The organism is Pseudoalteromonas galatheae (assembly GCF_005886105.2).
GTDB lineage: Bacteria > Pseudomonadota > Gammaproteobacteria > Enterobacterales > Alteromonadaceae > Pseudoalteromonas > Pseudoalteromonas galatheae.
This window is the reverse complement of sequence record NZ_PNCO02000001.1, coordinates 2,690,801-2,714,823: the sequence shown is the minus strand read 5'-3', so window position 1 is coordinate 2,714,823 and position 24,023 is coordinate 2,690,801. Positions and strand designations below refer to the sequence as shown.

The following is a 24,023-nucleotide window of genomic DNA, read 5'->3' as shown; positions in this document are numbered from 1 at the left end:
CTGAGCCAAGTTGGCACACTTGACACTACTGTTCTTTCAGATTTAAAAGATGCAATTGATATCTATGACAATTAATTAGGTCTAAATGGCTATCCGTTTTTTATAACCAAATTAAAGAGGTAATGATGAACATTAGACCAGAAAACACACAAGATTATGAAGCCATTCGCTCACTTACGTACTTAGCTTTTGAAAATCATCCACATCATGAACCAGGAGCAAAGCCGACGGAGCACCTGATAGTTGAAAAGTTAAGAAATACAGAGCGTTTAGCGCTATCTTTGGTTGCTGAAAATGGAGAAAGCGTTGTTGGCCATATTGCCTTTTCTCCTATAACAATCAATGGAAAAGCCAGTAAGTTGTTAGCACTAGCACCGCTATCCGTTGCCCCAAAAGTGCAGGGAAAAGGTATAGGAAGTCTGCTAATTAACCGAGCGTTAGAGATACTAAAACAGCGAGAGGTAGACGGCGTTGTGCTGATTGGCGAGCCTGAGTATTACTCACGCTTTGGGTTTAATCACTCCCCAAGGCTTACATTTTCAGGGATACCTGCAGAATATTTTATGATTAACAGCTGGTGTGAAAGTATCCCTAGTGGAGAAGTTGGTTTCGATCCTGCATTTGGATGAAGCCATGTACAATCTTGGAAAAGTGTTGACCTAAATCTAGAAGGCACTATCTAGGTTTACTCAAATAAAACAGTATTGTTTTGGGTACTAACAATTGGTTAGTTTCAATTGTTGATAAAAAAGGTATAAAAATTTTAAAGTGTAACACTTTTTAAAATGATAACTTTTTGTAAGTAATGGTTTTAATTTTTATTTCTGTCGTAGATTACACTTAATAACTGGTTTGCAGGTTGGAATTGTTCAGTTTGATAATTAACCAATAATTAATTTGGCAGGTAGAAATAAAGCTGATAACCTATCGTCCGTTTAAAAATAATCTCACTTAAACACAAGGATACTAGTGTTATGAATGCTCAAAGATTGGAGCGCATATTAAGTGCGTTTTTACCTTCTTTTATTGCCAAGCAGCTGGCTAAATCACCAAAGCTTCTGTTGTTTGTTGTTCTGTTCATCACCTTGCTCGTCATTTTTATTATTAAAATCGCTTCTTTTGCTATTTACTCTTTGGTCGTGGGAGCCGTGTTATTCGGCTGTTGGATGGCGTGGAGTGGCACTAAGCGCATTATGTCGAAGCGTAAGAAACGAGTATCTTAAAAGCTAAGTCGAGATACTCTGGGCTTAACAAGCATCACTTAATCTACCTGAAATATATTTATCTGGTTTATTAACGTGTTAGATATTATATACATTGAAAACCTCAATCTATTTAAGGAAAAATAACCATGAGTCTATTAAATAAATTTAAAACTCAAGCGCAATCTATTGGTAGTAGTATTGGTGAATCTACCAGTAAACTAGGTGGTGATATTGTGTCTTCAACGAAAGACAATGCAAAGCTTGCAGGTTTGAAATCGGATATCGCCTCAATTGATGGTCAACTTAATATTGCGTACCAAGACATTGGTCGTAAGTACATTGAAAATTTAATCAAAAATGATGGTGCAAACCTTGAAGCTGTATTACAAGACACTATCGAGCGTATCGACCCGTTAATTAAGCGTAAAGACGAGCTGGAAGCCGAAGTTATCGCTATTGAGAAGCAACTGAAAGATCAGATTGTTATCCAGGAAAAAGCGGTTTTTCAAAAAGAGTTTGATGGTGAAAAAGAGAAGCTAGAAAAAGCGCTAAAACTTGATGTAATCTCACAAGACGAGTTTGATACTAAGCTGGCTAAAGCACGTTTGAAACTAGACAATTTCGATGAAATTCGTAAAACCAAAAAGCAACACGAAATGGGCCTAATCAATAAAGAAGAATTAAAAGAAAAGCTAACGGCATTAGGTGCTTAATATAGAAATCTAACGCTTAATTGCCTCTGATTAGCCAGCGCTAATAATTTAACCGTTATCTGTGCTGGCTACATTGTGTCTTTGCGAACGGCCGCAATACTTCACATCTACCGTACATCATTTCTAATCAGTGAATTACTCAATTCGAAGACTTTTTATTGCAAGACTTGCCTCGCCACCTTCTGCGTCCGTCAAGTCAGGTACCAAGTAAAGTGCGGAAACATGCTTGAGTATAACCCCTTTGTCTTTTGACCAAGCAGGTGTCCAATTGGGTCTGGCAAAATCGTTCAGAGATACGTTGATTGTTTGCCAAGTGCTTGAAGCTGGTAATTTAGTTTGATAGTGCGCATAGCCTCTATCACCTGAGCCGCCATACTCACGTTGTGATAACTTAACGATTAAAGCGTTATCACTTTTATACGTCAGTGCGATATTGAATTGATAGGGGAGCTGTTTAGTGGGTAAGTCGTAAATGAGTTCTACCCAAGAATTGTTTTGTTTGTCGACTCGCGGCACGCGTTTAAACTGAATAGCAACTTGCTCTTCATCAACAAGCGGGCCATTCAGAATTGCTTGGCTGCCATGCGGATCGGTCGCAAAACGCCACTGTTTTGGCTTTAAGTTCGACTGAGTATAGCTACAGCCAGAAAATGCTATGGCGAGTAAAAGCAATAAAAAACGCATAGAAAAATTCTTAGAACAACGTCTCTAAATATAATTTTTTAGTTTATTTACAAGGAGGTAATATGACAACGGGGCTCATGTGTATTTTTGGTCAATGTTAGAAAATTTCAAGTCATAGTACTTTTTATGCGGCTTGCTAAAGTCATTACTACTATCATGAGAGATTGATTTATTGGTGTGGTTGATCTCATACTGTTTCTAATACAGGTTAGCCAGGTGCCTAGCAAACAAATAAGGAGTCGTATGGATACGGAGTTTATCTCTTTTATTTTTTATCTTTTTGTATTTATTGGCGCTGTTTTTGCTCTACAAGATAGACAGAGGCTTAAGCAACTAGTCAAAAAGGTACATCAATTACAAAGCACGATAGAGCAGCAGAGTCGCAGGATCTCGGCTCTTGAAAGCCGAGACTATTCTGAGCAACGGCCGCTAGAGCAAACACGTACAGAACACAAACATTCTGAGTGTGGGGAAATAAACGTTGAAACAGCTAATAGCACATCATTAATTGCACGGACTGCATTGGGCGAATCCACGGAAACAGCCAATCATCCACAATCTCAGCAGTCTGAAAGCGAAAGCACGGTCACTATCGCAAGAGCCAAGCCGAGTAAGAGTAAACCTGCCTTTGAATTTGACTTTACTTTAGATCCCTTATTAAAAGGAAATGGACTCTTCTGGTTAGGTGCCGTGGTGCTAGCTCTTGGCGGTGTTTTTTTGGCAAAGTATTCCATCGAAGCCGGACTTCTTCCCCCAAGTGTACGAGTGATACTTGGGGCTCTTTTTGGAGCTGGTTTGGTTACTGCCGCTGAAGCCGTAAATCGCTACAAAGAAAAGCTAAAAATTAATACTCCATACATTTCTGCAGCGCTTGCCAGTGGTGGCGTGATCACTTGCTTTGCCATGACGCTAGTTGCTTTTGATTTCTATCATTTTATACCGGCTAATTTGGCTTTTGTTTTACTCGCCATTATCTCCTTGGCTGCGACTTCGTTGGCACTGAGATTTGGCCCAGTGCTCGCAGGTATTGGCATCGTTGGTGCGTATGTCGTGCCTGCTTTGGTATCGACAGGTTCTAATAATATCGGTGCGTTACTGCTATATATCAGCTTTGTTTCACTCTCTGCGATATGGGTTGCGGATTATGTGAAACAAAAGTGGTTGTGGTGGCAAAGTTTTGTTGGGCATTTCTTATGGTTTTGCACCGCCGTTGCGGTTGGTGGGAGCGGCGACTTTTGGGTGCTGCTGATTTTTGCACTTATCTCTATGTACTTATATGTGCTGGTAGACGTACTAGGTTGGCGACTGACGAATTCAATGATAAGTCCGTTGCCTGTCAAAGATCTATTAATGCCGAGAAAAGAACAATTGGGAATTTTACTCCCACTGTTACTTATCGCATGTGCGCTAATAATAAAAACCCAAATCGATACGCTTATTTGGGCTAATGTGTTATTTGCTAGCGTTGTTTTGTGTGCGGCTTATAGACATAGTGCATTGGATAGTTGGCCATTTTATTTACTATTGTTTGTACTTCTCTCATTCTACTTGATGCCCAAGGTGGGCACTTACGACGACGTACTTTTTCCATTCACCGGTAAGTATTTGTTTATCCAAGTAGCAGTGGTCATCACGATGTTATTTAGCATGATGATGGTTAAGCGATATCCATCAAGGCTCGCTTATTTGATGTTGTTAAACGTGGCACCACTTGCGCTTTACGGTGTAAGCTACGCTAATTCTCCGAGAGTCGCAGAAGCAATTTTATATCCTGTATGGGCGATTGAGATGTTGGCCATCGGGCTATTCGCTTCGTATTATGCGATGAAAACGGATACAAATATTCAGCAGGTCACTTACCTTATTTTGGCGAACGCCATGCTGAGTTTGTGTTTTACGATGTTACTCTCGGCAAGCTCGTTGACTTTAGCGATTGCGGCACAAGTAGCGTCTATGAGTTATTTGAGCTGGAAGTACAAGGTACGTTTACCTGATTGGTTGTATAAGGCTGCTCTTATTGCCGTTGTTACCCGTCTTACTTTTGCGCCTTGGCTTGCAGATTACAAGCACGAAACGATTTTAACCATACATTGGACACTTGTTGTCTATCCGCTGGTGCTGGGCATTATTTGGTTCGCCACCAAATACAACCCTTCAAAGGCCCTGAGCACTTGGTTTATGGGTGTTGCAATGCATATTGTGGCGCTTCTGGTCACGACCGAAACAAGCTATCTTTTGATTGGTGACTACCCTGATTTTACTAACCTTGGTTTTCAAGAATCCGTGTTGCTTGCTTTGAATTGGCTGGTGCTTGGCGCCGTATATCTGTGGCGAGGGCAGCTCAGCGACAAGGGCAACAGACTTTACCCGCTTGCCGCGAGCTTGCTATTACTTGGAAGCGCGTTGCTCCACGCCGATATTTCGTTTGCCAATAATCCGTTTTTTGACAGGCAATACATTGGAGACGGTGTGTTTAATTGGCTACTTTTGCAGTGGTTGGCACCAGCGTGTATATTCGCTGTTATGCTCCAATTTAAGTTAATACCACCACAATTTAAGCGTTTGGTATACGGACTGATAGCCGTGCTAGGGGTCTTGTTTGTCAACGGTGAAATTCGGGCGTTATTTCATGAGGGGTTCCTTGTGCTGTCGATACCAATGGAGCAATCCGAGTTATATACTTATTCGATTGTTTGGCTATTGATTTCAACCGTATTGATTTTTGTTGCCAAGCAGATAGAGCATAAAGTGCTGATTAACGCCGGTTTTGCAGGGCTAGCTATCGTTATTTTAAAAGCCTTTGTGGTCGATATGGCAAACCTCGAGGGCTTGCTGCGCGCCTTGTCTTTTATCGGTTTAGGCTTATGTCTGGTGGGTATTGGTTGGCTGTTTCAAAAAATGCAGGATCGGCCCAGAGAGGCAAAACCAATGGCGGACTGAATATTGCATTTTGACAACCATTAGCCACCCTCAACAGTGATGCGTGCGCCGCGCATTGCTGTTGACTCTACGTTTAACCTACCTATTTATTGCTCGCTCATACTGGTCTTATTTTGGATTTTAGTATGAGTCACACCGATAAAGCAGCATTTGATGTAGGGTTCAATCATTTCGACATAACTGGTATTCTACGCGGCATACTGAGAAAGTGAGATTGAAGAGATGATCAACGATAAAGATATCATTGAAACCTTGGACGAGCTGGAAGCTTTTTTGTTGCTAGTTGATAACGGTGGCTTAGGATTACAAAACGTGGCCGGTGTGGCACTAGCAACGAACAACAGTGATGGCAGACCATTTATTGCGATTTTGGATGATAAACACCAATTGTTGTTGGGTCGTTGGGTATCTCAAAAGGTGTATGAAAACGGCAAAGACATGGTTCGTTACGGACCAAAGAAAGCGCATTAATATCTCTTGAGTAGCCGCATCATAGGATTTAGGATTGGAGTGCGGAATAAACCTGCTTCCAATCCGTTTTATCGGCGGTTATACGAAAATGCGCCTGTGCTTAAGCGTCGTTTTCAATATAGACGGAGTCGCTTGCCATAAGCTCTATGGCGACGATTTCAGAGCGGTTCATGGTAAGTTTATACCTCTCTAACTGTATTCCCTGAGAAGATTTAAACCGCATTACCAAGTTGATTTGATAGCGGCGTTCAACTGACTTTTTCGAGACCTTTTTCCCTTCAAGACTATAAAGCTTTCCTGCGCCTTTTTTTAGATAGCGTACAAACGAACTCATGTTAAAGGTGATACGTTGCTGTACTTCTTCGTAACCGGGTAAAAACTCATCGATATGTACTTGGTTTTTACAGCAAAAATGCAGTAGATGCGCAGCTTGTTTATTTTGCTGTCGGCGCTTTTTCAGCAGCTTATCAACGTCTTCTGGTAGATCTTTTTTACGAATATGTTCCAGCCATATCGTTTGTGTACAAACGATGGCGTCCGTCACTGAGTTTTTAAACTTGTTGCGCCACTTTGGTCGGCCGCGTTGAATATGACGCCATGCCCACTGGGTTAAGTCTTCTTTGAAAGTTTCTCTAAGACCATAAATGACCCCAAGTAAAGCGATAAGAGCGACGGTAACTTCTTGAAAGTTAGAACGGGCGTTGAGCACAATAAACATCACAAAGGCCATGATAATGCCAGTAACCACACCGCGAACTAAACGCTTTAGATTGGTACTTAAGTCTATAGTTTGTTTGTTAAAAACAACGCCGTATTCAATGAGCCTTTCGAGCAATTTCATTTTATTGGTAATGCGGTTTGGGTCGTCCAACGTCACTTGTGAATTATAGCTCTGCTCTTCACGGTATTGGCTTTCTTGTTGGCAGAAGCTAACAATACAGCTTCGTTCATCACTGAAGTCGCTTGACTTAGGCCCGCTGGAGAGAAGTTTCAAAAACGCTTGCTCAGTATGCCAGCTAAGGTAATTATCTGCGTTTTGGTAGTAAGGTTTGAGCTTATTATCTGGTGGCGTGTAACGTCTTAGCTTTTTCAATAGGCGCTCGGTTTCTTCCACTAATAATTGCGCAGCTGGATAAAACTCATCGGCTTCTTTTAGCTTCAGCGTCTGTTTTACATCGGCATCTAGCGCAATGCGGATCTGGTAGCAAAATAGGTTTAGATTAACGCGGTAATCGGTTTTTTGACCTTTGCTTTGGCTGATAAAGCGACTACGTACCAAGGGGAGGTGGAGCTGCTCCGAGTAATATGCACTGTGGCTTTTTATATTGGCATTAAAGTAGTCTACTTCGTTCAACGTGTTGGTATTAATCCCCATATCGGTTGGGATTGAAAAATACAGATCGAGTTGGTTTGTCTCTTTGGGAAGGAGTTGATAGTTGATTTTAAAAGATAAGCTCTCGTCTTGACTTAGTTTGGCTCTGCTCACTCGGGTATGGTGCCTCCTTAAAATAACACTTTGTAATTATAACACAATAACCTGAACAAAACCGGAATAAGCTTTATAACTACTTGTTGTATCTGTTTTTATTAATTGTTTCTTGTTGTCATCTATATCACTTTTTAGCCAGTAAAACGCATAATTAACTATCGCTGAGAAAAGCCAGAAAACAAGAAGCTTGATAACGCAACAAATCAATTTGAGACTTGGTGCGCTAGCATGAGGTTATAGGTGCACTGAATCGCCTTCATTTAAAATATACAGTGGCGTTTGGGCTTTTAGCACTTGTTGCATATGCAATAGGCGGAAAAGCGCTGAATGTGAAGTTTTATCTCCCATTTTCCAACTAGCATTACCATAGCCCCACGGCACCATGACCTTACAGCCGAGCTCTTTTGCGGCAGTTAGTGCATCTTCTGGTGTGGTGTGTACTTTACGATACCAATTAGGATCTTCTTCGCTGTAGTATGAGGCAATAGGAAGTAGGCACACATCAATATCACCGTACTTTTCTTGAATGTCTTTAAAATGCGGTGAGTATCCTGTGTCCCCTGCAAAAAATAGAGTCTTACCTTGGTGTTCTAATATCCAGCCACCCCACAGTGCGGCGCCATGATCTTCGTATAAAAACGGCACCCAAATACGGCTGCTAAAGTGATTTGCAGGCACAAAGTGTGCGGTTACTTCACCAAGTTGTTTGCTTGAATACCACTCCATTTCAGAAACCTTGTATCCATTTTTAGGAAAGTGTTCTGCAAATCCAAGTGGTGTGAGGTAATTTGGTCCAGTACCAATCGCTTCGATATCGCTCTTGTTAAAATGATCGTAATGAATGTGGGAGTACATTACGGCATTGGTTTGCTGTAACTCTGTTTGACTGAGCTGTGCAGGTTGATTGCGATTAAACCCTTCTGAGAGGCGAAATGCCCAGTTTACAGGCCAGTCAAATTGAGCCGTGACGGGGTCAAACAAAAACTGTTGTCCATCTTTGGTATTCACTTTAAAACTCGCATGCCCAAGCCATTGGATAGCAAAGCCGGTATTGAGCGAGAGAGTGGGGGGGTTGCAAACGTAGGTGCAATCTTGCATTTCGGACTGACATTGAATTTGTTGGGTGGCTGGATAACAGTTTTCGTCGCAAGTCACGGGGTAATCTTTAAACTTATTGTAGATGTTGGAATATCTATCTTCATACCCTTCTACAGAGCTATGTTTTACCACGGAAGACTCAGATTGTATTCGCTCTACAACATTACTATTACTGCAACCTGTTAATGGGATTAAGACTGCTAAAGCAAGCCTTTTCATGTCTATTCCTTTTTATAATTATTAGCTATTTTTTGAGTTTACCAATAAAAGGAAATAGGGGATAGCGGTGAGCTACTTAGCGGGAGTTGGATTAGCGCGTAATCCAACTTACATTACAGGCTAAGGACTAGGAATTACGTTCCTGCGCCTCAAACTTATATCCTGCTCCGTAAATGGAGTGGATAAAGTCGTATTTAGGTGCGATGCTTTGTAGTTTCTTACGAATATTTTTGATATGGCTATCTATGGTCCTGTCGCTAACAATGTGGCTATCGTCATAAATGTGATCCATCAATAAGTCGCGACTATAAATTCGACATGGATGACCGTACATAGCCTTTAACAGCATAAACTCGACATAAGTGAGCGTCGCTTTAGCGTCGAGGAAAGAGACAAACAAGCTCTCTTCATCCAGTTTAAGTTTGCTCTCTGTTTCTGACACTGTGCCGCGTTCGTTTAGTGCCACGCGCCTTAAAATGGCTTTTACTCTGGCGACGACTTCTTTTGGACTATAGGGTTTGCACACGTAATCGTCAGCACCAACTTCTAGACCAAGTAGGCGATCAATTTCTTCTATTTTGGCGGTGATCATGACAATAGGCACGTTTGAGTAAGCTCTGATCCGTTTGCAAATTTCGATACCGTCAAGATTAGGTAGCATGAGATCAAGCAAGATAAGGGCGGGTTGCTGTTGTTTAAAAGCTTCTTCAGCCAATGCGCCATCGTGAACACAATGGCTGGTATACTCGGCTTGAGCCAAATACTTACTTAAAATATCGGCAAGTTTTGGTTCATCTTCGACGATTAAAATATGTTTGTTTGGCACAGTGGAAACTCATTATTTTTTCAGTTCAATAATAATAGCGAGACCACCCAGTTCGCTCAAGTCTGCAGTGATTTTTCCGTTGTGGGCAGCAACAATACTCTGGCATATGGCTAAACCAAGGCCTGAGCCGCCCGTTTTTCTACTCCGTGCTTCCTCTACTCGATAGAGCCTGTCAAATAGTTTATCTAGCTGTTCTGGTGGTACTGAAGGGGCGCTGTCCTGCCAGTAAATTATCGTTTTATCTTGTTGCTGTATGACTTTTACATCAAGGCTTCCCGGTTGCTCAGCTGAGGAATCTGTGTAGCGCAAGGTATTTTGCAGCAAGTTGTCGAATAGCTGTCCAAGGCGCTGCTCGTCACATTCTAAGGTAATATGCTCATCGCATTGCAATGAATAAGCAAGATGGTGCTTTTCAATTTGGTGACTACTTTTCGCAAACGTGCGTGAGAGCAGGTCGTAGAGGTTTTCTTTATCCATGTTATAAGTGAGCGCGCCACGGTCTGACAGCGACAGTTGGTGTAAATCGTCCACCAGTCGAGTCAATCGTTGGATCTCTTCGTTAAGCGACATAAGTTGTTCGGGATCGCTTGCTATTATGCCATCAATCATTCCCTCAAGTTCCGCGCGGATCACGGCAATTGGCGTGCGTAGCTCGTGCGAAATATCTGCTATCCATTGCTGTCTAGCTATTTGGTTTTGCGCTAATGTGTCTGCCAAGCGGTTCATATCTCTGGCGAGTAAGCCAAGTTCATCTTTACTCGCAATATCGACGCGAGCATCGTAATTTCCTTGTGTCAGTGTTTTTGCATTGCGGCGCAACAAAACAATTGGATTGACCATATATTTACTAAATGGCACGGCAATCACTAACGTAATTAATAAGGCGACGAGCGCAATGATGATGAACTGTTTGCGTTGCTGCTCCGCAAACAGTTGGTCGAAGTCATTGCGTACCAAGCCACTTTGCTCGACGCCTAAGTAGGCGATAATCTGTTCGCGTTTAGGCTGCGCCAAGTGGTCGCTTTGATAGACTGGGAACCACAGCGAAGTCTGCTTACTTTTCGGTGTGCCCATAATAATATTGCCTTGTGCGTCTTTGATCAGCAGGCGCTTTTTATTGTCCAAACGAGGTGGAGGGCCGTCATGTCTTCGTGGCCCTCTTTCGCCTCTTTCACGATGCTTTGGTGGTGGACGAGAATGTGGTCTATCTCGCGGGTGCTCATCTTCAGAAAGACCATAGAAGCTACGCACTATGCTGTTCCAATCTTCTGAACCTCGATATACCCAGTTCAAAGAATCATGGCGTGCATACGTCTCGGCAACTTGCGTTACGACCTCTTTTAGTTGAGCCCGGGAAGTATTTTCAAGATAGGTCGTAAAGCTTTTTTCAAACGCTAATTTATTGGCGATATAGATAGCCAGCACCAATGCGGTGTTGGCTATTAATATTATCAGCAATAGTTTGACGCGAATGGTCATTTTCATAGTTGTTGTTATTCCACCCGTTAACGTTGAGCACGCAAGCGTAAATTATCAGGGTCTGGTGTGCGACGGTTCGGTACCCATCTTTTTACGCACTGCTGGTCTTTTGCACACTTGTCTGTCAAGGCATGTAAAAACGCGACCAGATCTTGCTTTTGTTGTGGTGCTAAATTAGCAGCAACAAAAGGTGACTGGCGCAGTAACGCTAACGCCGCTTCACTATTTTCTCTCGCTTGTAGGTTTAGTGTGTCACACTGAGCGGTCAAGGCAAACTGCTTTAACCCACATGCACCACCACGTTGAAAAAATTGCTCGACGGTTTGCTCAGGATTTGAGTAATGATTAACCACCTGCTCTAATGTTTCGTAGCCACCTGCATGGCCATATGGCGCAGTCAGTACAATGTTTATTAGGCTTGGGACTCTGAACGCGAATTGGTTTTGAGGCGAAGGGTCAATTGCAGCACGCCCGATGTCGGCCTTATTATCTTGCGTACCAATACCATACTGTGGAAAGGCGAGGTTAAAGAAGCCATTGTTAGTGAACCGCTCACCGCTGTGGCACCCCGCACACCCTGCACCGCCTTCAGCAACGGGAGTAAAAAAGAGTTTAGCACCACGTTTTTGTTTGTCGCTGAGTGCGCCACGCTCACCTCGGGCATAACGATGCCAATCAGTATCCACCATCACAAATGACGCTTGATACTGGCCGAGTGCGAAGGCAATGCTATCAAAAGTAATTAAGGTTTGCGCGTCTGCTTGTGAGTTGAATGCTTCTCTAAAGGCTTGGAGCCAATCATTGGTGGCCAAGCTTCCGGCTTCATCGCCGTAATCGCCAATACGTTGTGCGAGATGCGAGCGAACTTGCTCATTGGTTTCGGCACTTTCGAAAGCTTCACCACGCATTTCTTCACGAGAGGTGACAGGAAAACGGGACAGGGTTGCAACTAGTGAATCTGCAGCGTTTGGATCTGGTTGATTAAAACCTGAATCAGGTGTGCTGATAAAGCTGCTCTCATTACCTTGATCGTCAGTGGTGGTCACTCGTTGAACACGGCCGTCCCAAAATAAAGCGCTATTCTCAAACCCTGTATTAAAAATGGTGGGAGAGTTTCGCGGGATATTGATGTCATCATTCACAGCTTGGCGGCCTGGGCCTATCACATCACTTTCGACTGCATTGGTACCAATTGGCAAGGAAAGCCCATCGGCGCCACCGAGTCTCGGGTCGTGACAGCTGGCACAGGCGACTGACTTTTCTCCTCCAAGGGCTTTGCTAAAGAATAACTGCATGCCGAGCTGAGCGATGGGATCTGAGATCTTCGGCAGTTGCTGTGCACCTGCGACTCTGCCAGTAATACCGTGAGCAGTAATAATTTGCGAGAGCTCATCATCTAATACCGAGCTTGGTTGCGGTTGACTCGGAGGCGGAGGTGGTAGAGGTCTATGTTGTGCTGCTATTGGTAAACTTGCCACCGCGGTAACAAGTGCCATTGCACGTAGAAAGTTCGCGTTGTTCATCGTTATTCCAAACCTTATTGTGATTCGAGTTTTAAAAATGACAGGCAAAAGTGCAGAGAATGTGGAAAGCAAAAACTTTATGCTTAGAAAGTAGACAAAACTCTTATACCAAAGGCTAGGATCTGTTGACCCGATTGAAATAGTACAAGGCTCAACTATCTTTTAGTAATTGGTGGTTAGTTTGGTTGTACTCCTTGTGTCTAGAAGTCGGCGTCGATTTATTCAAGCTTCTTTAGCGGTATGCGCGAGCCTTTCGTTACCATATCAACAGGCGTTTGCTACGGTGCAGCCCTCAGAGGAGGAGCTCGCCAAACGCCAAAATGCACTATATGTATTAAGGTTGGCTTCTCCGTACCCGACTAATTTGTCTGAATTTATTCCACATATGCACAACGAGTTTAAGCAAAACGTTGAGCGTATGACTAGAGGAAGGGTATATGTGGATATTCACCATAGCGGTAAGTTAGGCACAGGTCGAGAGTTAATGGCTGCGGTAATGCGTGGTCAGGTGGAAGGCATACTTATATCAGTATCAAATTTGTCTCGTGCGCTGCCCATGCTAGATATTTTAAACATTCCATTTTGGGCGGGCAGCAATCAAGCATTTCTAAACTTGATACGCTCTCCACATTGGCATTCATTAGTTGTTGATCCTATCAACCGCCAAGGGAAACTCACGATATTAATGCATCATATTGCTGGAGCACGAACGTTATCGAGTATCAAGCACTTCAATCGGTTAATTAATTTACCTGATAAGCTAAAAGAAGCGGTGTTGAGAGTACCGGCATCTAGGGTGTTAAGTCATTTTTATAGTATGACTCCAGCAAGTGTTGTTGATGTTCCATGGGCCAACGTTGCAAAAATGGCTCGCACAAAGCATATAGATGTGATTGACCCCAGTGTCGTTGGGCTGTTTGCCGGCCCCGATCAGCTCAAAAACCAAATTGGTCATGTATCTCTTCTAGAGAGTGTTCCTGATGCTTGGGTGACAGTTGCGAACCAACAGTGGCTAAATACGTTGCCCTTACGTATAAAAGGAGAAATAGAGGAAGCGGCACAGCAGACATTTCACATTCATGTGTCGCAAATTGAGCAACTTCAGCAGCGTTGTGAACGAGCGTTGATGGCGTTGGGTGCAAAGCTGTACCAGCCAAGCCAAGATGAAGTGCGCCAATGGCAGCTAAGATTTGGACACCACAACGCCCAATGGAATGAAGTTAAACGCGAGCTATTGGGTAGCACCCGCGCGTTTCAACAGCTGTTGGATTCGACAGAGAGAAAGGCATATTAGTACTAATAAAATTAATTTCCAATCAATTTGAAGGGTGAAATAGCATATTAGCTTCGTTAAAAATTTCTCACTTAGAACAACTAAATAGCAAAATTTTTGCCTTGCCTATATGGATATAGGTACCTTAGCGGTAGCAGGACGCGAGAGCGGTGCTACTAAAGCTATTTCCCCGCTTCAAGATAGATCATTTACTTAATACAGCTGGTATAACTCGTTTACTTATTACAATTGCAGTAATAATAGGAGCCGTTGATTGGTTAGAAACTTATAATACCGTTAAAACTTTTGCACTCGCCAGTTAAGTAGCTCACCGACATAAATTTCCCCTTTGTGATTGACAGCAAGGCCGTGAGGAAAGCCAAATTCAGATTCACGCTTGCCCCACTTTCCGAGCCTCTCTGTTACTTGGCCATTAAAATCAATCTTGTTAATTTCGCCGCTTCGGGCGTCAGAAATAACGAGAGAGTTAGCATTAAGGCGCTCTATCTCATAGGGAAAACCAATGTCTTTCCATTGCTTTAAGAATTCACCCTCAGTATCAAAAAGCTGAATTCTTGCATTTTGTCTGTCAGTGACATAAAGCGTATCATCAGCATCAATATATAACGAATGGGGGAAGTTGAACTGCCCCGGAAGCTCTCCTTTTTCACCCCATGCTTTCACTAGTTTCCCATATTGATCGAATTTGACGATACGAAAATTTCCCCCGTCAGCAACATAGATATTACCTTTACTATCAAGTGCAACATCACTGGGGGAAGTAAACAAGTTGACTTGATAGCCGTTTTCAAACCAACCTAGACCTTTAAAATCTTTGCGCCCTAAAATTAATTCAATGTTACCTTCAGGGTTAAGCTTCAGCACTTGGTGTGTTTGTTGGTCTGTTGTCCAAATACTCCCCTGGCTATCAACAAATAAACCATGAGGAACGGCAAATAACCCTAAGCCAATTTCACGTTTAAACTGACCAGTTGCACTAAAAATTAGCAGTGGGTGTAGCCCTCTGTTAAACACGACAAGATCGCCGTTTGGTAAAAATTCTAATCCAGTTACTTCACCTAAATACCAATCTTTCGGTAAGGTTAGGTCGACATGTTTAGCATCTTGCTGTTGCTTACCTCCTTGTGCTGCTAGGCTGTTTTGAGTGATCGCAATAAACATCATTAAGAAAAAATATTGCAAGAACTTTGAGTAGTATTTTGTATTCATCAATTTGATCTCCGAGGTTGGTAATGCCATTATCACTACCAGATAAGTTCCTTAAAATAGCGCTAATGGAATGTATTAACTTCCACTGAGGAAATAATGGATAAAGACTTAGTGTATTTACTTAGGGTGTTTTGTGTTGTAGTGGAGCAGAGGAGCTTCGTTAAAGCATCGGAAATATTAGGTGTACAGAGCCCCGCAGTAAGTAAAGCAATTGCCAAGCTTGAACATTGTGTGGGCAAACGCTTGTTAAACCGTACGACGCGTGCGATCGAGCTTAGTGCCGATGGGAAAATGATGTATTCCAAAGCCGTTGAACAATTGCATGCTTTAAAAAATATGCTTGATGACATGAAGGCAAGTGAGCGCATACAGGGAAGATTGACTATTACCGCAACACCTGCGATTGGCGAGTTACTTTCTGAGTCAATGCTAATTGATTTTCAACGTCAATATCCAGATCTTAGTTTATCACTCAACCTTACCAATGAGCAGCTCAATTTGCCCTCGCAGGAGATAGATATTGCGCTCAGAAGCAGTGACTCTTTGGAAGATTCATCACTGACCAGCCAGCGGATCACAAGCTGTAAGAGAGTAATTGTCGCAAGCCCTGAGTACTTGGCGTCGAATGGGATGACAAATGAGCCATCATGCCTGACACAGCATCGATGTTTAAACTTTACTCATCGTAAAACCCTTAATGACTGGGCTTATAGTGATGGCTCTTGCCGTCTCAGTGTAAAAACTGCCACTGCGTTTTCTAGCAACAGTTATGCGGCACTAAAATCGCTTTGTGTCCAAGGTGGCGGGGTAAGTCGGCTATTTGAGTATCAAGTACGCAGCGAGATAAACAGTGGCGAACTTCAAGTTTTATTCCCAGAATATGATTGGGGAGAACAAGTGGTACATGCGATCTATCATGGTAAATCGTATGACTCTCAAAAGGTCAGTGCATTTATTCATTTTATTAAGCGTGCAGACTTTGCATCTTGATACGTCTCAACTCCGTCTAGGGGTATACAAACGTTACCGGCTCTTTCTTGAACTCTGGGATCCCGTACCTGCCAATTGGAATGAGTGGTGGCATTTTAATTTAAGTAACGATGGCTATTTACTTTATTAGACGACCGGTCTAATATTTAATTTATGAATGAAAGTAGTATAAAACGGCGTCGTGGCCGGCCAAAAAAAGAGCAAGCTGGTTTTAGTGAAACTAGGGCGGCATTGATCCGAACAGGTATGGAAATTCTCACCGAAAAAGGTTTTGCTGCTACTGGGATTGATGCCATTTTGCGAACGGTAAATGTACCAAAAGGGTCTTTTTATCATTACTTTGCGAGCAAAGAGGCATATGGTTTAGTACTGATTGAACATTACTCATCGTTTCTAAGTGCAAAGCTCACTAAAGCATTATCCGCTGAGGGTCTTGAGCCGTTAGCCAGACTTGCACTATTTATGGAGCAAGCTGAACGGTCGATGGCTAAATATAATTACACACGAGGCTGTTTAGTTGGCAATTTAAGTCAAGAAATTGCTCAGCTACCAGAATCTTTTAGAGACAAACTAGGTGACGTTCTGAATGAGTGGCAAATCTTGGTCGCTCAATGCTTTGAGCACGCCAAGCAGCTTGGTCATATTTCAACTGAGCACCATTGTGATGAACTGGCCTACACGTTTTGGAATGGTTGGGAAGGCGCAGTTATGAGAGCCAAGCTTGAACAAAGTGGTGTACCACTTCAGCGTTTTTCAACGTTTTTTATTCGCTCGATTCAAATGCCGGATTAACCAAGCTACATCTGAGCAGGGTATGCCCCGCTTTTTTGTAATTTAATAGACGATTGGTCTAATTAATGGAGATGATATGTATAAAGCAATAGTCATTGATAAACAAGATGGTAATTACGTCGCAACACTGAATGAGGTAACTGGATCAGAACTCATGCCAGGAGACGTTGATATAGACGTGTTGTACTCAACGCTAAACTACAAAGATGCGTTAGCTATTACTGGCAAGTCTCCCGTAGTTAGGCACTTTCCTATGGTTCCTGGTATCGATTTTGTGGGGAAAGTGTCTACTTCATCGCATCCCGATTATCAGCCTGGACAATTTGTGATCCTTAATGGTTGGGGAGTAGGTGAAAAGCACTGGGGAGGTCTGGCACAAAAAGCGCGAGTGAACGGTGACTGGTTGGTTCCTTTGCCGACTCAATTTGAGGCAAAAGATGCGATGGCTATCGGCACCGCAGGGTATACCGCGATGTTATGTGTGATGGCGCTTGAACGCCATGGTGTGACACCTGAACGAGGCGAGATACTTGTGACTGGTGCAGCTGGGGGCGTAGGAAGTGTTGCCGTCGCTATTTTATCAAAGCTTGGCTACAGTGTTACGGCGCTAAGCGGGCGGGTAGAGCAAGAAGCTCAATTTCTTAGCCAGCTTGGTGCGCAAAATGTGATCCATCGCAGTGAGTTAGAAGGAGCTGGTAAGCCGCTTGCAAAAGAGCGTTGGGCAGGAGTGGTAGATGTAGTTGGTTCACACGTTTTAGCAAACGCCTGTGCTAGCACACAATATGGTGGCGTGGTCGCTGCTTGTGGGTTAGCTGGTGGTATGGATTTACCTGCCACAGTGGCGCCTTTTATTTTACGAGGGGTGACGTTGGCAGGTATTGACAGTGTGATGTGCCCCAAAGCGTTAAGAGTTGAAGCATGGCAGCGATTAGCGAGCGAACTTGAATTAAATAAACTCAATATGATTGCCCATGAAATTACGTTGAATGAGGTGATTGCCACCGCAGCGGACTTGCTTGATGGCAAAGTAAGAGGGCGCGTTATTGTTGATGTTAACGCTTGATGTTTGGTTAAGCTGGGTTTTGTCAAAATTTAGGTCGACCGCTATTGAGCAGGTCGATGCGATTACCTACAATACAGCATGCTTAAATAATTGAAGAAACAAAATGACAGATTCAACTGAAAAACCAGCATTGCCAGATAGACTTTCTATCAACCCTCGTAGTCCGCATTACGCAAAAGAAGTGCTAGAACACCACATTGGCATTCGTTTCAACGGAAAAGAGCGCACTGATGTTGAAGAATACTGCATCAGCGAAGGCTGGATTAAGGTAGCATCACCAAAGGCATTAGACCGTCGTGGTCAGCCTTTGCTACTGAAGTCAAAAGGGACTGTTGAAGCTTACTATTGCTAAGCTTAACAAATATTGAAGATACAAAAATGCCGGACTTTGTCCGGCATTTTTTTACATCAATTATATTATACCAATTTTCTTAATTAAGTGGTCTATTTTGAGGCGAGAAAATCTTGTCGATAACCAGGCAAAAATTTTGCTATTTAGTTGTTCTAAATAAGAAATTTTTAACGCTGTTAGCGTCAGATTTACTCCTTCAAATTGAGCAAGTATTAAGTCAAATTGGTATTACCACACAATCAATGTGCTGAAGTTAACCAGCTCAGAAATTGACGTGCTTCGCCGCCATTGGCGAATTGTGTGATCTTACGGCCTGTGCCGTCAGCAAAGATCACTTTAGATTTGTTCACCGAAATCGAGCGAATTGGTTGCTCAACACGGATCTCTGTTCCGTTATATGTATATGACATAATAAAACTCACTTTTATAATGCACAGCAAATTAGCTGATGCTTTTGATAGTAGATGAGCTTCATTACAGTTTAGCGAACAGAAGACGCTGTCCTCGCAACAACCCGACATGGGTATGACAGCTTATACCAATTTTCTTGATTGGTTTGATTTTCGCCTGACTATATTAAGCTCTACTTGTATTTTTATGCGGACTTACTGGATCAAGGCAAGGAGGCATTACTTGGAATTTGCTCTATTTTGAGAGGAAGTTAAAGCAAGTAGCGAATACTATAGAATTGTTTTTTTAAAGCAAGCTTTTTATGTGGGTGTAGCAGTAAATATTTTTAACACTTATCCAACTTAAAGCACATGGGCTTGCCTCGAGGTGTTAAACCCCGAGACATTGTTACTTTACTAGGACAGTAATTGTTCGACTGACTGATCGCCGTTAAATAGTTCAAACGTTAGATTCTGAGGATGCCGAGTGGCAAGATAAGCTAGCGCATCTGCGACATTCTCTCGACTTATCACTGCATCTTTTCTATTTTCAGGGCGTGAAGTGGAGAATCCCCCAGTTGCAGGCTCATTTTGTAACGCACCTGGCCGAACGATGGTGTAGTTTACGACACTTCTTTGTAGATGTTGGTCGGCCATGTGTTTGGCTACCAAGTACGGTTTGATTTCACTTTCAATGTTATCAGGATCGTCGGCACCGATAGAGCTGACCATAATAAAATGTTTAACGTTTGCTTTCACAGCATAATCAATAGCTTTAGTGGCGGCCCATAAATCAATCAGTAGGGTTTTGTCCGCACCCGTTTCCCCACCAGAGCCTGCGCTAAATATTACCTGCTCGACGTTGTCAAAAGCAGAGCTAAAATCGTTCTCAAGATCTTGCTCAGTGATAGTGAGTTGCTCAGATTCAATATCTGCCAACTTGTCTTTATTACGCACTAACGCCACAACGTCGTGGCCTTGTTCCAGCATTTTCTTTGTCGTCATTTTTCCAATTTGACCACTGGCACCAATGATTAAGGTCTTCATAGATAAACTCCTTTAAAGTGTTTGCTTAACTAATACCAATTGAATTAATTCTCCAATCAATTTGAAGGGTGAAATAGCATATTAGCTTCGTTAAAAATTTCTCATTTAGAACAACTAAATAGCAAAATTTTTGCCTTGCTACTAAAGCTATTTCCCCGCTTCAAGATAGATCATTTACTTAATACAACTGGTATAAGACCTTGGGATCGTGGCGCAGATTTAAACCCCTGTAGTGTGAAATAAGTTATAAATAGGCGAGAAATTGCTGAGTTAATCTAAAAATTGCGGTGGTCAGGGAAAAGTTGACCACCGTAGGAAAAGCAAAGCTATCTGTTATTTTGTTACTTTTCGAGCTCTAAAGTTACGGCCTTTCATTTTCCCTTCTGAAATTGTTTTAAGCGCTACGTTGGCAACACTGCGCTCAACTGCAACGTACGATGACATCGCAGTGACTTTGATTTTACCGATTTGGTCACCTTTTAACGCTTGATTTGAGGTCAGTGCACCTAAGATATCACCCGGTCTTAATTTTGCCTTCTTACCGCCGTCGATTTGAATGGTTACCATCGGTGCTCGGTTAATTTTGTTATTTAATACTTGATCGCTTGGCAAGGTATTGGGTTCAATGGTTTTGCCTAAATAGTCTTCGAGGGCGTTTACTTTATGTGATTCCTTATAGCTCATCAAAGAGCACGCCACCCCTTTATTGCCTGCACGTCCAGTTCTGCCAACGCGGTGAACATGTACTTCTGGGTCATGGGCGATATGGTAGTTGATCACCATATCGACGTGATCGACGTCGATACCCCGAGCGGCGACATCCGTTGCCAATAAAATGGTGACGCTCTTATTCGCAAAGCGAACCAATGTGCGGTCACGATCTTTTTGCTCTAAATCACCATGAAGTGCAGCAGCATCGAAACCTAGACTATATAGGCTGTCACATACGTTCTGGCATTCTGCCTTGGTGTTGCAGAAGATAACCGCAGAATTAGGTTGAAATTGCATTAACAGTTTTTGTACTGCTGGCAGTCTCGCGTCGTTATTGTCGACTTCATAAAAGTACTGTTCAATTGAGCTATCATCGTGGGTTGATTCAACCGTGATTTTGGCTGCATCTTTCATGATATGCTGCGCAAGCTGCTCTATTTTTGGCGGGTAAGTTGCGCTAAAAAGTAGGTTTTGTCGTGTTTTAGGGCAGTGGTCAATGATACATTGCAATGACTCTTCAAAACCCATCTCCAGCATTCGATCTGCTTCGTCTAGTACAAAGGTATTGACTTCATCTAGCGACAAACGGCCTTTGCGCAGATGCTCTTCAATACGTCCTGGCGTACCCACAATGATGTGCGCGCCGTGTTCAAGAGAACCAATTTGCGGCCCCATAGGAGCACCGCCGCACAGCGCCAATACTTTGATGTTATGGATTGCACGGGCAAGCTTGCGAATTTCAACCGCAACCTGATCGGCAAGCTCTCGAGTAGGACATACCACGAGCGCCTGCACACGAAAGCGTTTCACGTTTAAATTATGTAATAGTCCTAAAGAGAAAGCGGCGGTTTTACCTGAGCCCGTTTTGCCTTGGCCAATGACATCTTTACCCGCCAATATAAGCGGTAAGGTTTGTGCTTGAATGTCAGTCATGGTGTGATAACCCAACGAAGTGAGGTTATCAAGTAAGGCGCTGGAAAGTGGGGTGCTTGAAAAAAGTGGCTGAGTCAAAGTCGCTGTCTCTGTAGTTCTAAAACAGCAATTATAACATGGCTCCAACGGATAGCGCGTGTAAGGCCGTGATAAAATTTTTTACCACGGACAAGTGCGTTAAAAAATGATTTTGAACATTTCCCATGAGCAAGGGTAGGTCGCATTACAGCCAATAACCGTCGGCTCAGCATTTGCGCCCGAGCCACCATTACCAACAGCTTGTACATAGTAGCCGTTGACAGATTTGAGCGCTATTTTATCACCGTTTTGGATGAGCGCACCGGGACTATTTGGCAGTTCAATCGTGAACGTTTCCCAGATAGAGGCCGCGGTTCTATTGGCATTTAGTTCACCTCCACCACCTTGTTCGGCAACAAAGTAGTAGCCAGATGTAGTCTGAATATGAACTTCATCACCGCTATTAAGGTCTCCGCCATTAATATCTACAAGGGTAAATTGCTCCCAAGGACCTATGGCTAATCGGTTTGCATTGACTGTACTGCCGCCGTTACCTTCAGCCACAAAGTAATATTGTCCGCCAGTTTCGAACGACACATTAGCGTAGTTGGTGGGGCCACAAGGCAACGTAGTAAAAGTGAGATCTTCCCCTTGGATTGTGGTACGTGGTGGTTTTGGATCTCCACGGAAGCGGAAATGGTATTCAGTCCCACAGCTTAGGTTCGAAATCTGAGCACTTACGGGGCCATTTACTCCAGGTGGTGTCGCAAAGATACTACTGCCGTAACTTGTGGTGGTGCCATAATCAAAAATCTCGCCACTTAGGCCGATAGTTGAAGAGGAATAACCATTTAATTGCGCAGATGTTTGGGTGATATTGCTTGCAGGTTGGGTCAAATATTGCGTACCGGCATGCGCTAGAAATGTACTGCTGCATGCAGTCAATAGTAGTAACTTGAACTTATTCATAGCCTAGCTCCTTTGACAAAAAAAGGCTGTTACGATTAACAGCCTTTTTTAGCTTAGGAGAAGGTGTCGCAAATGCTATTACACCTACTTACACCTTTAATTGCCAGAAGCTTGCTTTTGGCGTGGTGCACGTTTGTCTCCAGCGTGTTGGTTCTTTGGCTTATTGGTAGACTGTGATGGGCGACGTCTGCGGTTGCCATTGTTATTACCAGCAGGTTTACCGTTGCCACTCGGCTTATTGTTGCGAGGACCTGAATTTTGCTTAGGTTTGTTTTTCGGCTGAGCGGAAGTTGCTTGTTCAGCGTCTGTTGCCTTTGGCTTTTTCGGTTTCTTTGGCTTTTTCGGCTTGATTGGGCGCGTATCTAGTTTTGACTCAGGTACGGCAAGTTGCGGTTCAAACCCAGGTTCCACTTTACGCGGCACCAACTGTTGAATTAATCGCTCAATACCAAATAAATCGCTTGCGGTCTCTTGGGTAACAAATGAGATAGCTTCACCCGTTGCACCAGCGCGGCCAGTTCTGCCGATGCGGTGAACATAATCTTCGTAAACATTTGGCAGGTCAAAGTTCACGACATGGGGCAGCTCTTGAATATCCAAGCCCCTTGCCACAATATCGGTGGCAACAAGCACACGTACTTCACCATTTTTAAAACCAGCAAGGGCTTTCATGCGAGCGCTTTGGCTTTTATTACCATGGATTGCTGCGGCATTGATCTTGGCTTTTTCTAGATCCTTAACCAAGCGGTTGGCACCGTGTTTGGTGCGGGTAAATACCAACACTTGTTGCCAGTCATGCGTTTGAACTAGATGCTTGAGTAAGTTGGTGCGCTTACTTTTATCTACTGGATACACCCACTGAGTGACACTTTTGGCGGTGCTATTTGCCGGTGCTACAGAAATCTCTACTGGATCATGAATTAATCCTTTCGCCAAAGCTCTAATTTCTTCAGAGAAAGTTGCCGAGAACATCAAATTTTGTCTGCGGCTTGGTAATACTTTGATGATGCGTTTGATATCGTGAATAAAGCCCATGTCTAGCATACGATCGGCTTCATCCAATACCAGTACTTCAAGATCATCAAATTTGACAGCATTCTGCTGGTAAAGGTCGAGTAATCGCCCCGGTGTTGCCACTAAAACATCAATGCCTTTACGCAGCTTCATCATTTGCGGGTTGATCTTCACACCGCCGTAAACGACTTCAGAGCTGATAGGAAGGTGTTTGCTGTAGAGTTCAACACTTTGCCATACTTGATCAGCAAGCTCTCTGGTTGGCGTTAGAATCAACGCGCGCACGTTATTCGCACGAGGCTTAGTGCCGGCAATCAGCTTTTGCAACAAAGGTAATGTAAAGCCCGCAGTTTTGCCCGTTCCCGTTTGCGCCGCAGCCATCACGTCTCTGCCTTTTAAAATAGCAGGAATGGCTTGCTCTTGAATGGGAGTCGGTTTGTCGTAACCTTGTTCGACAACGGCTTGATTTATTTCTGGGGCTAAACCTAGGTGGCTAAAGCTCATGATTTGTTACTCTGTAGTAGGCGGCGGGCAAGAGTACAGTATTTACACCAGTTACGCAATTTTGCCACCGCCTAAATTACTTTTAAGTCGT

Annotated in this window: 22 protein-coding genes; 10 read left to right on the top strand and 12 right to left on the bottom strand. The window is 43.2% G+C overall.

The annotated features are described in order from the left end of the window. Window positions 1–122: 122 nt before the first annotated feature. The 3 genes from CWC29_RS12025 (at window position 123) to CWC29_RS12015 (ending at window position 1,918) form a co-directional block, all read left to right on the top strand. Window positions 123–629: a GNAT family N-acetyltransferase gene (locus tag CWC29_RS12025; protein WP_209319050.1), complete on the top strand. Its 507-nt coding sequence runs from the start codon at window positions 123–125 to the stop codon at window positions 627–629. Between the two features lie 345 nt (window positions 630–974). Further along, a complete protein-coding gene (locus CWC29_RS12020; RefSeq protein WP_138521883.1) occupies window positions 975–1,223 on the top strand; it encodes a hypothetical protein in 249 nt (82 codons plus the stop codon). Between the two features lie 128 nt (window positions 1,224–1,351). Continuing rightward, the gene (locus tag CWC29_RS12015) at window positions 1,352–1,918 is read left to right on the top strand and encodes a hypothetical protein (protein ID WP_128725926.1); all 567 of its coding nucleotides are present in this window, start codon (window positions 1,352–1,354) and stop codon (window positions 1,916–1,918) included. Window positions 1,919–2,053: 135 nt separating this feature from the next. Here CWC29_RS12015 and CWC29_RS12010 read toward each other — a convergent pair whose 3' ends face one another. Beyond that, window positions 2,054–2,602: a CIA30 family protein gene (locus CWC29_RS12010; protein ID WP_138521881.1), complete on the bottom strand. Its 549-nt coding sequence runs from the start codon at window positions 2,600–2,602 to the stop codon at window positions 2,054–2,056. Window positions 2,603–2,845: 243 nt separating this feature from the next. Here CWC29_RS12010 and CWC29_RS12005 point away from each other — a divergent pair, with 243 nt between their 5' ends. Next, complete coding sequence (locus CWC29_RS12005; protein ID WP_138521879.1) at window positions 2,846–5,542, top strand: DUF2339 domain-containing protein; 2,697 nt, start codon at window positions 2,846–2,848, stop codon at window positions 5,540–5,542. 222 nt (window positions 5,543–5,764) lie between these two features. Next, window positions 5,765–6,013 (top strand): hypothetical protein, encoded by a 249-nt coding sequence (locus CWC29_RS12000; protein ID WP_138521877.1) that lies wholly within the window; start codon window positions 5,765–5,767, stop codon window positions 6,011–6,013. A gap of 100 nt (window positions 6,014–6,113) precedes the next feature. Here CWC29_RS12000 and CWC29_RS11995 read toward each other — a convergent pair whose 3' ends face one another. The 5 genes from CWC29_RS11995 to CWC29_RS11975 form a co-directional block, all read right to left on the bottom strand. Then, window positions 6,114–7,499 (bottom strand): hypothetical protein, encoded by a 1,386-nt coding sequence (locus CWC29_RS11995; protein WP_128725922.1) that lies wholly within the window; start codon window positions 7,497–7,499, stop codon window positions 6,114–6,116. A gap of 237 nt (window positions 7,500–7,736) precedes the next feature. Beyond that, on the bottom strand, window positions 7,737–8,819 hold the full coding sequence (locus tag CWC29_RS11990) for an MBL fold metallo-hydrolase (protein ID WP_138521875.1): 1,083 nt from the start codon (window positions 8,817–8,819) through the stop codon (window positions 7,737–7,739). Window positions 8,820–8,946: 127 nt separating this feature from the next. Then, window positions 8,947–9,645, bottom strand: a complete 699-nt coding sequence (locus tag CWC29_RS11985; protein ID WP_128725920.1) for a response regulator — start codon at window positions 9,643–9,645, stop codon at window positions 8,947–8,949. 12 nt (window positions 9,646–9,657) lie between these two features. Beyond that, window positions 9,658–11,130 (bottom strand): ATP-binding protein, encoded by a 1,473-nt coding sequence (locus tag CWC29_RS11980; RefSeq protein ID WP_138521873.1) that lies wholly within the window; start codon window positions 11,128–11,130, stop codon window positions 9,658–9,660. 20 nt (window positions 11,131–11,150) lie between these two features. Then, complete coding sequence (locus tag CWC29_RS11975; RefSeq protein WP_138521871.1) at window positions 11,151–12,647, bottom strand: cytochrome-c peroxidase; 1,497 nt, start codon at window positions 12,645–12,647, stop codon at window positions 11,151–11,153. Window positions 12,648–12,843: 196 nt separating this feature from the next. Here CWC29_RS11975 and CWC29_RS11970 point away from each other — a divergent pair, with 196 nt between their 5' ends. Continuing rightward, window positions 12,844–13,941, top strand: coding sequence for a TRAP transporter substrate-binding protein (locus CWC29_RS11970; protein ID WP_138521869.1), 1,098 nt, complete (start codon window positions 12,844–12,846; stop codon window positions 13,939–13,941). A gap of 276 nt (window positions 13,942–14,217) precedes the next feature. On the opposite strand, the gene CWC29_RS11965 is transcribed toward CWC29_RS11970, so the two are convergent. Further along, window positions 14,218–15,150: a peptidyl-alpha-hydroxyglycine alpha-amidating lyase family protein gene (locus tag CWC29_RS11965; RefSeq protein ID WP_161568672.1), complete on the bottom strand. Its 933-nt coding sequence runs from the start codon at window positions 15,148–15,150 to the stop codon at window positions 14,218–14,220. Window positions 15,151–15,246: 96 nt separating this feature from the next. Between CWC29_RS11965 and CWC29_RS11960 the strand changes: the two genes are divergently transcribed. The 4 genes from CWC29_RS11960 (at window position 15,247) to CWC29_RS11945 (ending at window position 18,347) form a co-directional block, all read left to right on the top strand. Beyond that, the gene (locus CWC29_RS11960) at window positions 15,247–16,140 is read left to right on the top strand and encodes a LysR family transcriptional regulator (protein ID WP_167815426.1); all 894 of its coding nucleotides are present in this window, start codon (window positions 15,247–15,249) and stop codon (window positions 16,138–16,140) included. Window positions 16,141–16,293: 153 nt separating this feature from the next. Then, a complete protein-coding gene (gene acuR / locus CWC29_RS11955; protein ID WP_128725914.1) occupies window positions 16,294–16,932 on the top strand; it encodes an acrylate utilization transcriptional regulator AcuR in 639 nt (212 codons plus the stop codon). 76 nt (window positions 16,933–17,008) lie between these two features. Next, window positions 17,009–17,995: an acrylyl-CoA reductase (NADPH) gene (gene acuI, locus CWC29_RS11950; protein WP_167815425.1), complete on the top strand. Its 987-nt coding sequence runs from the start codon at window positions 17,009–17,011 to the stop codon at window positions 17,993–17,995. A gap of 103 nt (window positions 17,996–18,098) precedes the next feature. Next, on the top strand, window positions 18,099–18,347 hold the full coding sequence (locus CWC29_RS11945) for a DUF3297 family protein (RefSeq protein WP_010370670.1): 249 nt from the start codon (window positions 18,099–18,101) through the stop codon (window positions 18,345–18,347). Window positions 18,348–18,586: 239 nt separating this feature from the next. On the opposite strand, the gene CWC29_RS11940 is transcribed toward CWC29_RS11945, so the two are convergent. The 5 genes from CWC29_RS11940 to CWC29_RS11920 all read right to left on the bottom strand — a co-directional run bounded on the left by CWC29_RS11940 (window position 18,587) and on the right by CWC29_RS11920 (window position 23,932). Then, window positions 18,587–18,757: a hypothetical protein gene (locus tag CWC29_RS11940; RefSeq protein WP_010370673.1), complete on the bottom strand. Its 171-nt coding sequence runs from the start codon at window positions 18,755–18,757 to the stop codon at window positions 18,587–18,589. Between the two features lie 396 nt (window positions 18,758–19,153). After that, entirely contained in the window at window positions 19,154–19,783 is a 630-nt protein-coding gene (locus tag CWC29_RS11935) for an SDR family oxidoreductase (RefSeq protein ID WP_128725912.1), read from the bottom strand. A 333-nt stretch (window positions 19,784–20,116) separates the two neighbouring features. Next, entirely contained in the window at window positions 20,117–21,505 is a 1,389-nt protein-coding gene (gene dbpA, locus CWC29_RS11930) for an ATP-dependent RNA helicase DbpA (protein ID WP_138524922.1), read from the bottom strand. Between the two features lie 99 nt (window positions 21,506–21,604). Then, window positions 21,605–22,414 carry a fascin domain-containing protein gene (locus tag CWC29_RS11925; protein WP_128725910.1) on the bottom strand — a complete coding sequence of 270 codons (810 nt, stop codon included), beginning with the start codon at window positions 22,412–22,414 and terminating at the stop codon, window positions 21,605–21,607. Window positions 22,415–22,510: 96 nt separating this feature from the next. Next, window positions 22,511–23,932, bottom strand: a complete 1,422-nt coding sequence (locus tag CWC29_RS11920) for a DEAD/DEAH box helicase (RefSeq protein ID WP_138524920.1) — start codon at window positions 23,930–23,932, stop codon at window positions 22,511–22,513. Window positions 23,933–24,023 lie beyond the last annotated feature (91 nt).

Excerpts from the sequence above, each read along its gene's own strand:
- CWC29_RS12025 (WP_209319050.1), top strand. The coding sequence starts at position 123 with ATGATGAACATTAGACCAGAAAACACACAAGATTATGAAGCCATTCGC.
- CWC29_RS12020 (WP_138521883.1), top strand. The coding sequence starts at position 975 with ATGAATGCTCAAAGATTGGAGCGCATATTAAGTGCGTTTTTACCTTCT.
- CWC29_RS12015 (WP_128725926.1), top strand. The coding sequence starts at position 1,352 with ATGAGTCTATTAAATAAATTTAAAACTCAAGCGCAATCTATTGGTAGT.
- CWC29_RS12010 (WP_138521881.1), bottom strand. The coding sequence starts at position 2,602 with ATGCGTTTTTTATTGCTTTTACTCGCCATAGCATTTTCTGGCTGTAGC.
- CWC29_RS12005 (WP_138521879.1), top strand. The coding sequence starts at position 2,846 with ATGGATACGGAGTTTATCTCTTTTATTTTTTATCTTTTTGTATTTATT.
- CWC29_RS12000 (WP_138521877.1), top strand. The coding sequence starts at position 5,765 with ATGATCAACGATAAAGATATCATTGAAACCTTGGACGAGCTGGAAGCT.
- CWC29_RS11990 (WP_138521875.1), bottom strand. The coding sequence starts at position 8,819 with ATGAAAAGGCTTGCTTTAGCAGTCTTAATCCCATTAACAGGTTGCAGT.
- CWC29_RS11980 (WP_138521873.1), bottom strand. The coding sequence starts at position 11,130 with ATGAAAATGACCATTCGCGTCAAACTATTGCTGATAATATTAATAGCC.
- CWC29_RS11975 (WP_138521871.1), bottom strand. The coding sequence starts at position 12,647 with ATGAACAACGCGAACTTTCTACGTGCAATGGCACTTGTTACCGCGGTG.
- CWC29_RS11965 (WP_161568672.1), bottom strand. The coding sequence starts at position 15,150 with ATGAATACAAAATACTACTCAAAGTTCTTGCAATATTTTTTCTTAATG.
- CWC29_RS11960 (WP_167815426.1), top strand. The coding sequence starts at position 15,247 with ATGGATAAAGACTTAGTGTATTTACTTAGGGTGTTTTGTGTTGTAGTG.
- acuR (WP_128725914.1), top strand. The coding sequence starts at position 16,294 with ATGAATGAAAGTAGTATAAAACGGCGTCGTGGCCGGCCAAAAAAAGAG.
- acuI (WP_167815425.1), top strand. The coding sequence starts at position 17,009 with ATGTATAAAGCAATAGTCATTGATAAACAAGATGGTAATTACGTCGCA.
- CWC29_RS11945 (WP_010370670.1), top strand. The coding sequence starts at position 18,099 with ATGACAGATTCAACTGAAAAACCAGCATTGCCAGATAGACTTTCTATC.
- CWC29_RS11940 (WP_010370673.1), bottom strand. The coding sequence starts at position 18,757 with ATGTCATATACATATAACGGAACAGAGATCCGTGTTGAGCAACCAATT.
- CWC29_RS11935 (WP_128725912.1), bottom strand. The coding sequence starts at position 19,783 with ATGAAGACCTTAATCATTGGTGCCAGTGGTCAAATTGGAAAAATGACG.
- CWC29_RS11925 (WP_128725910.1), bottom strand. The coding sequence starts at position 22,414 with ATGAATAAGTTCAAGTTACTACTATTGACTGCATGCAGCAGTACATTT.
- CWC29_RS11920 (WP_138524920.1), bottom strand. The coding sequence starts at position 23,932 with ATGAGCTTTAGCCACCTAGGTTTAGCCCCAGAAATAAATCAAGCCGTT.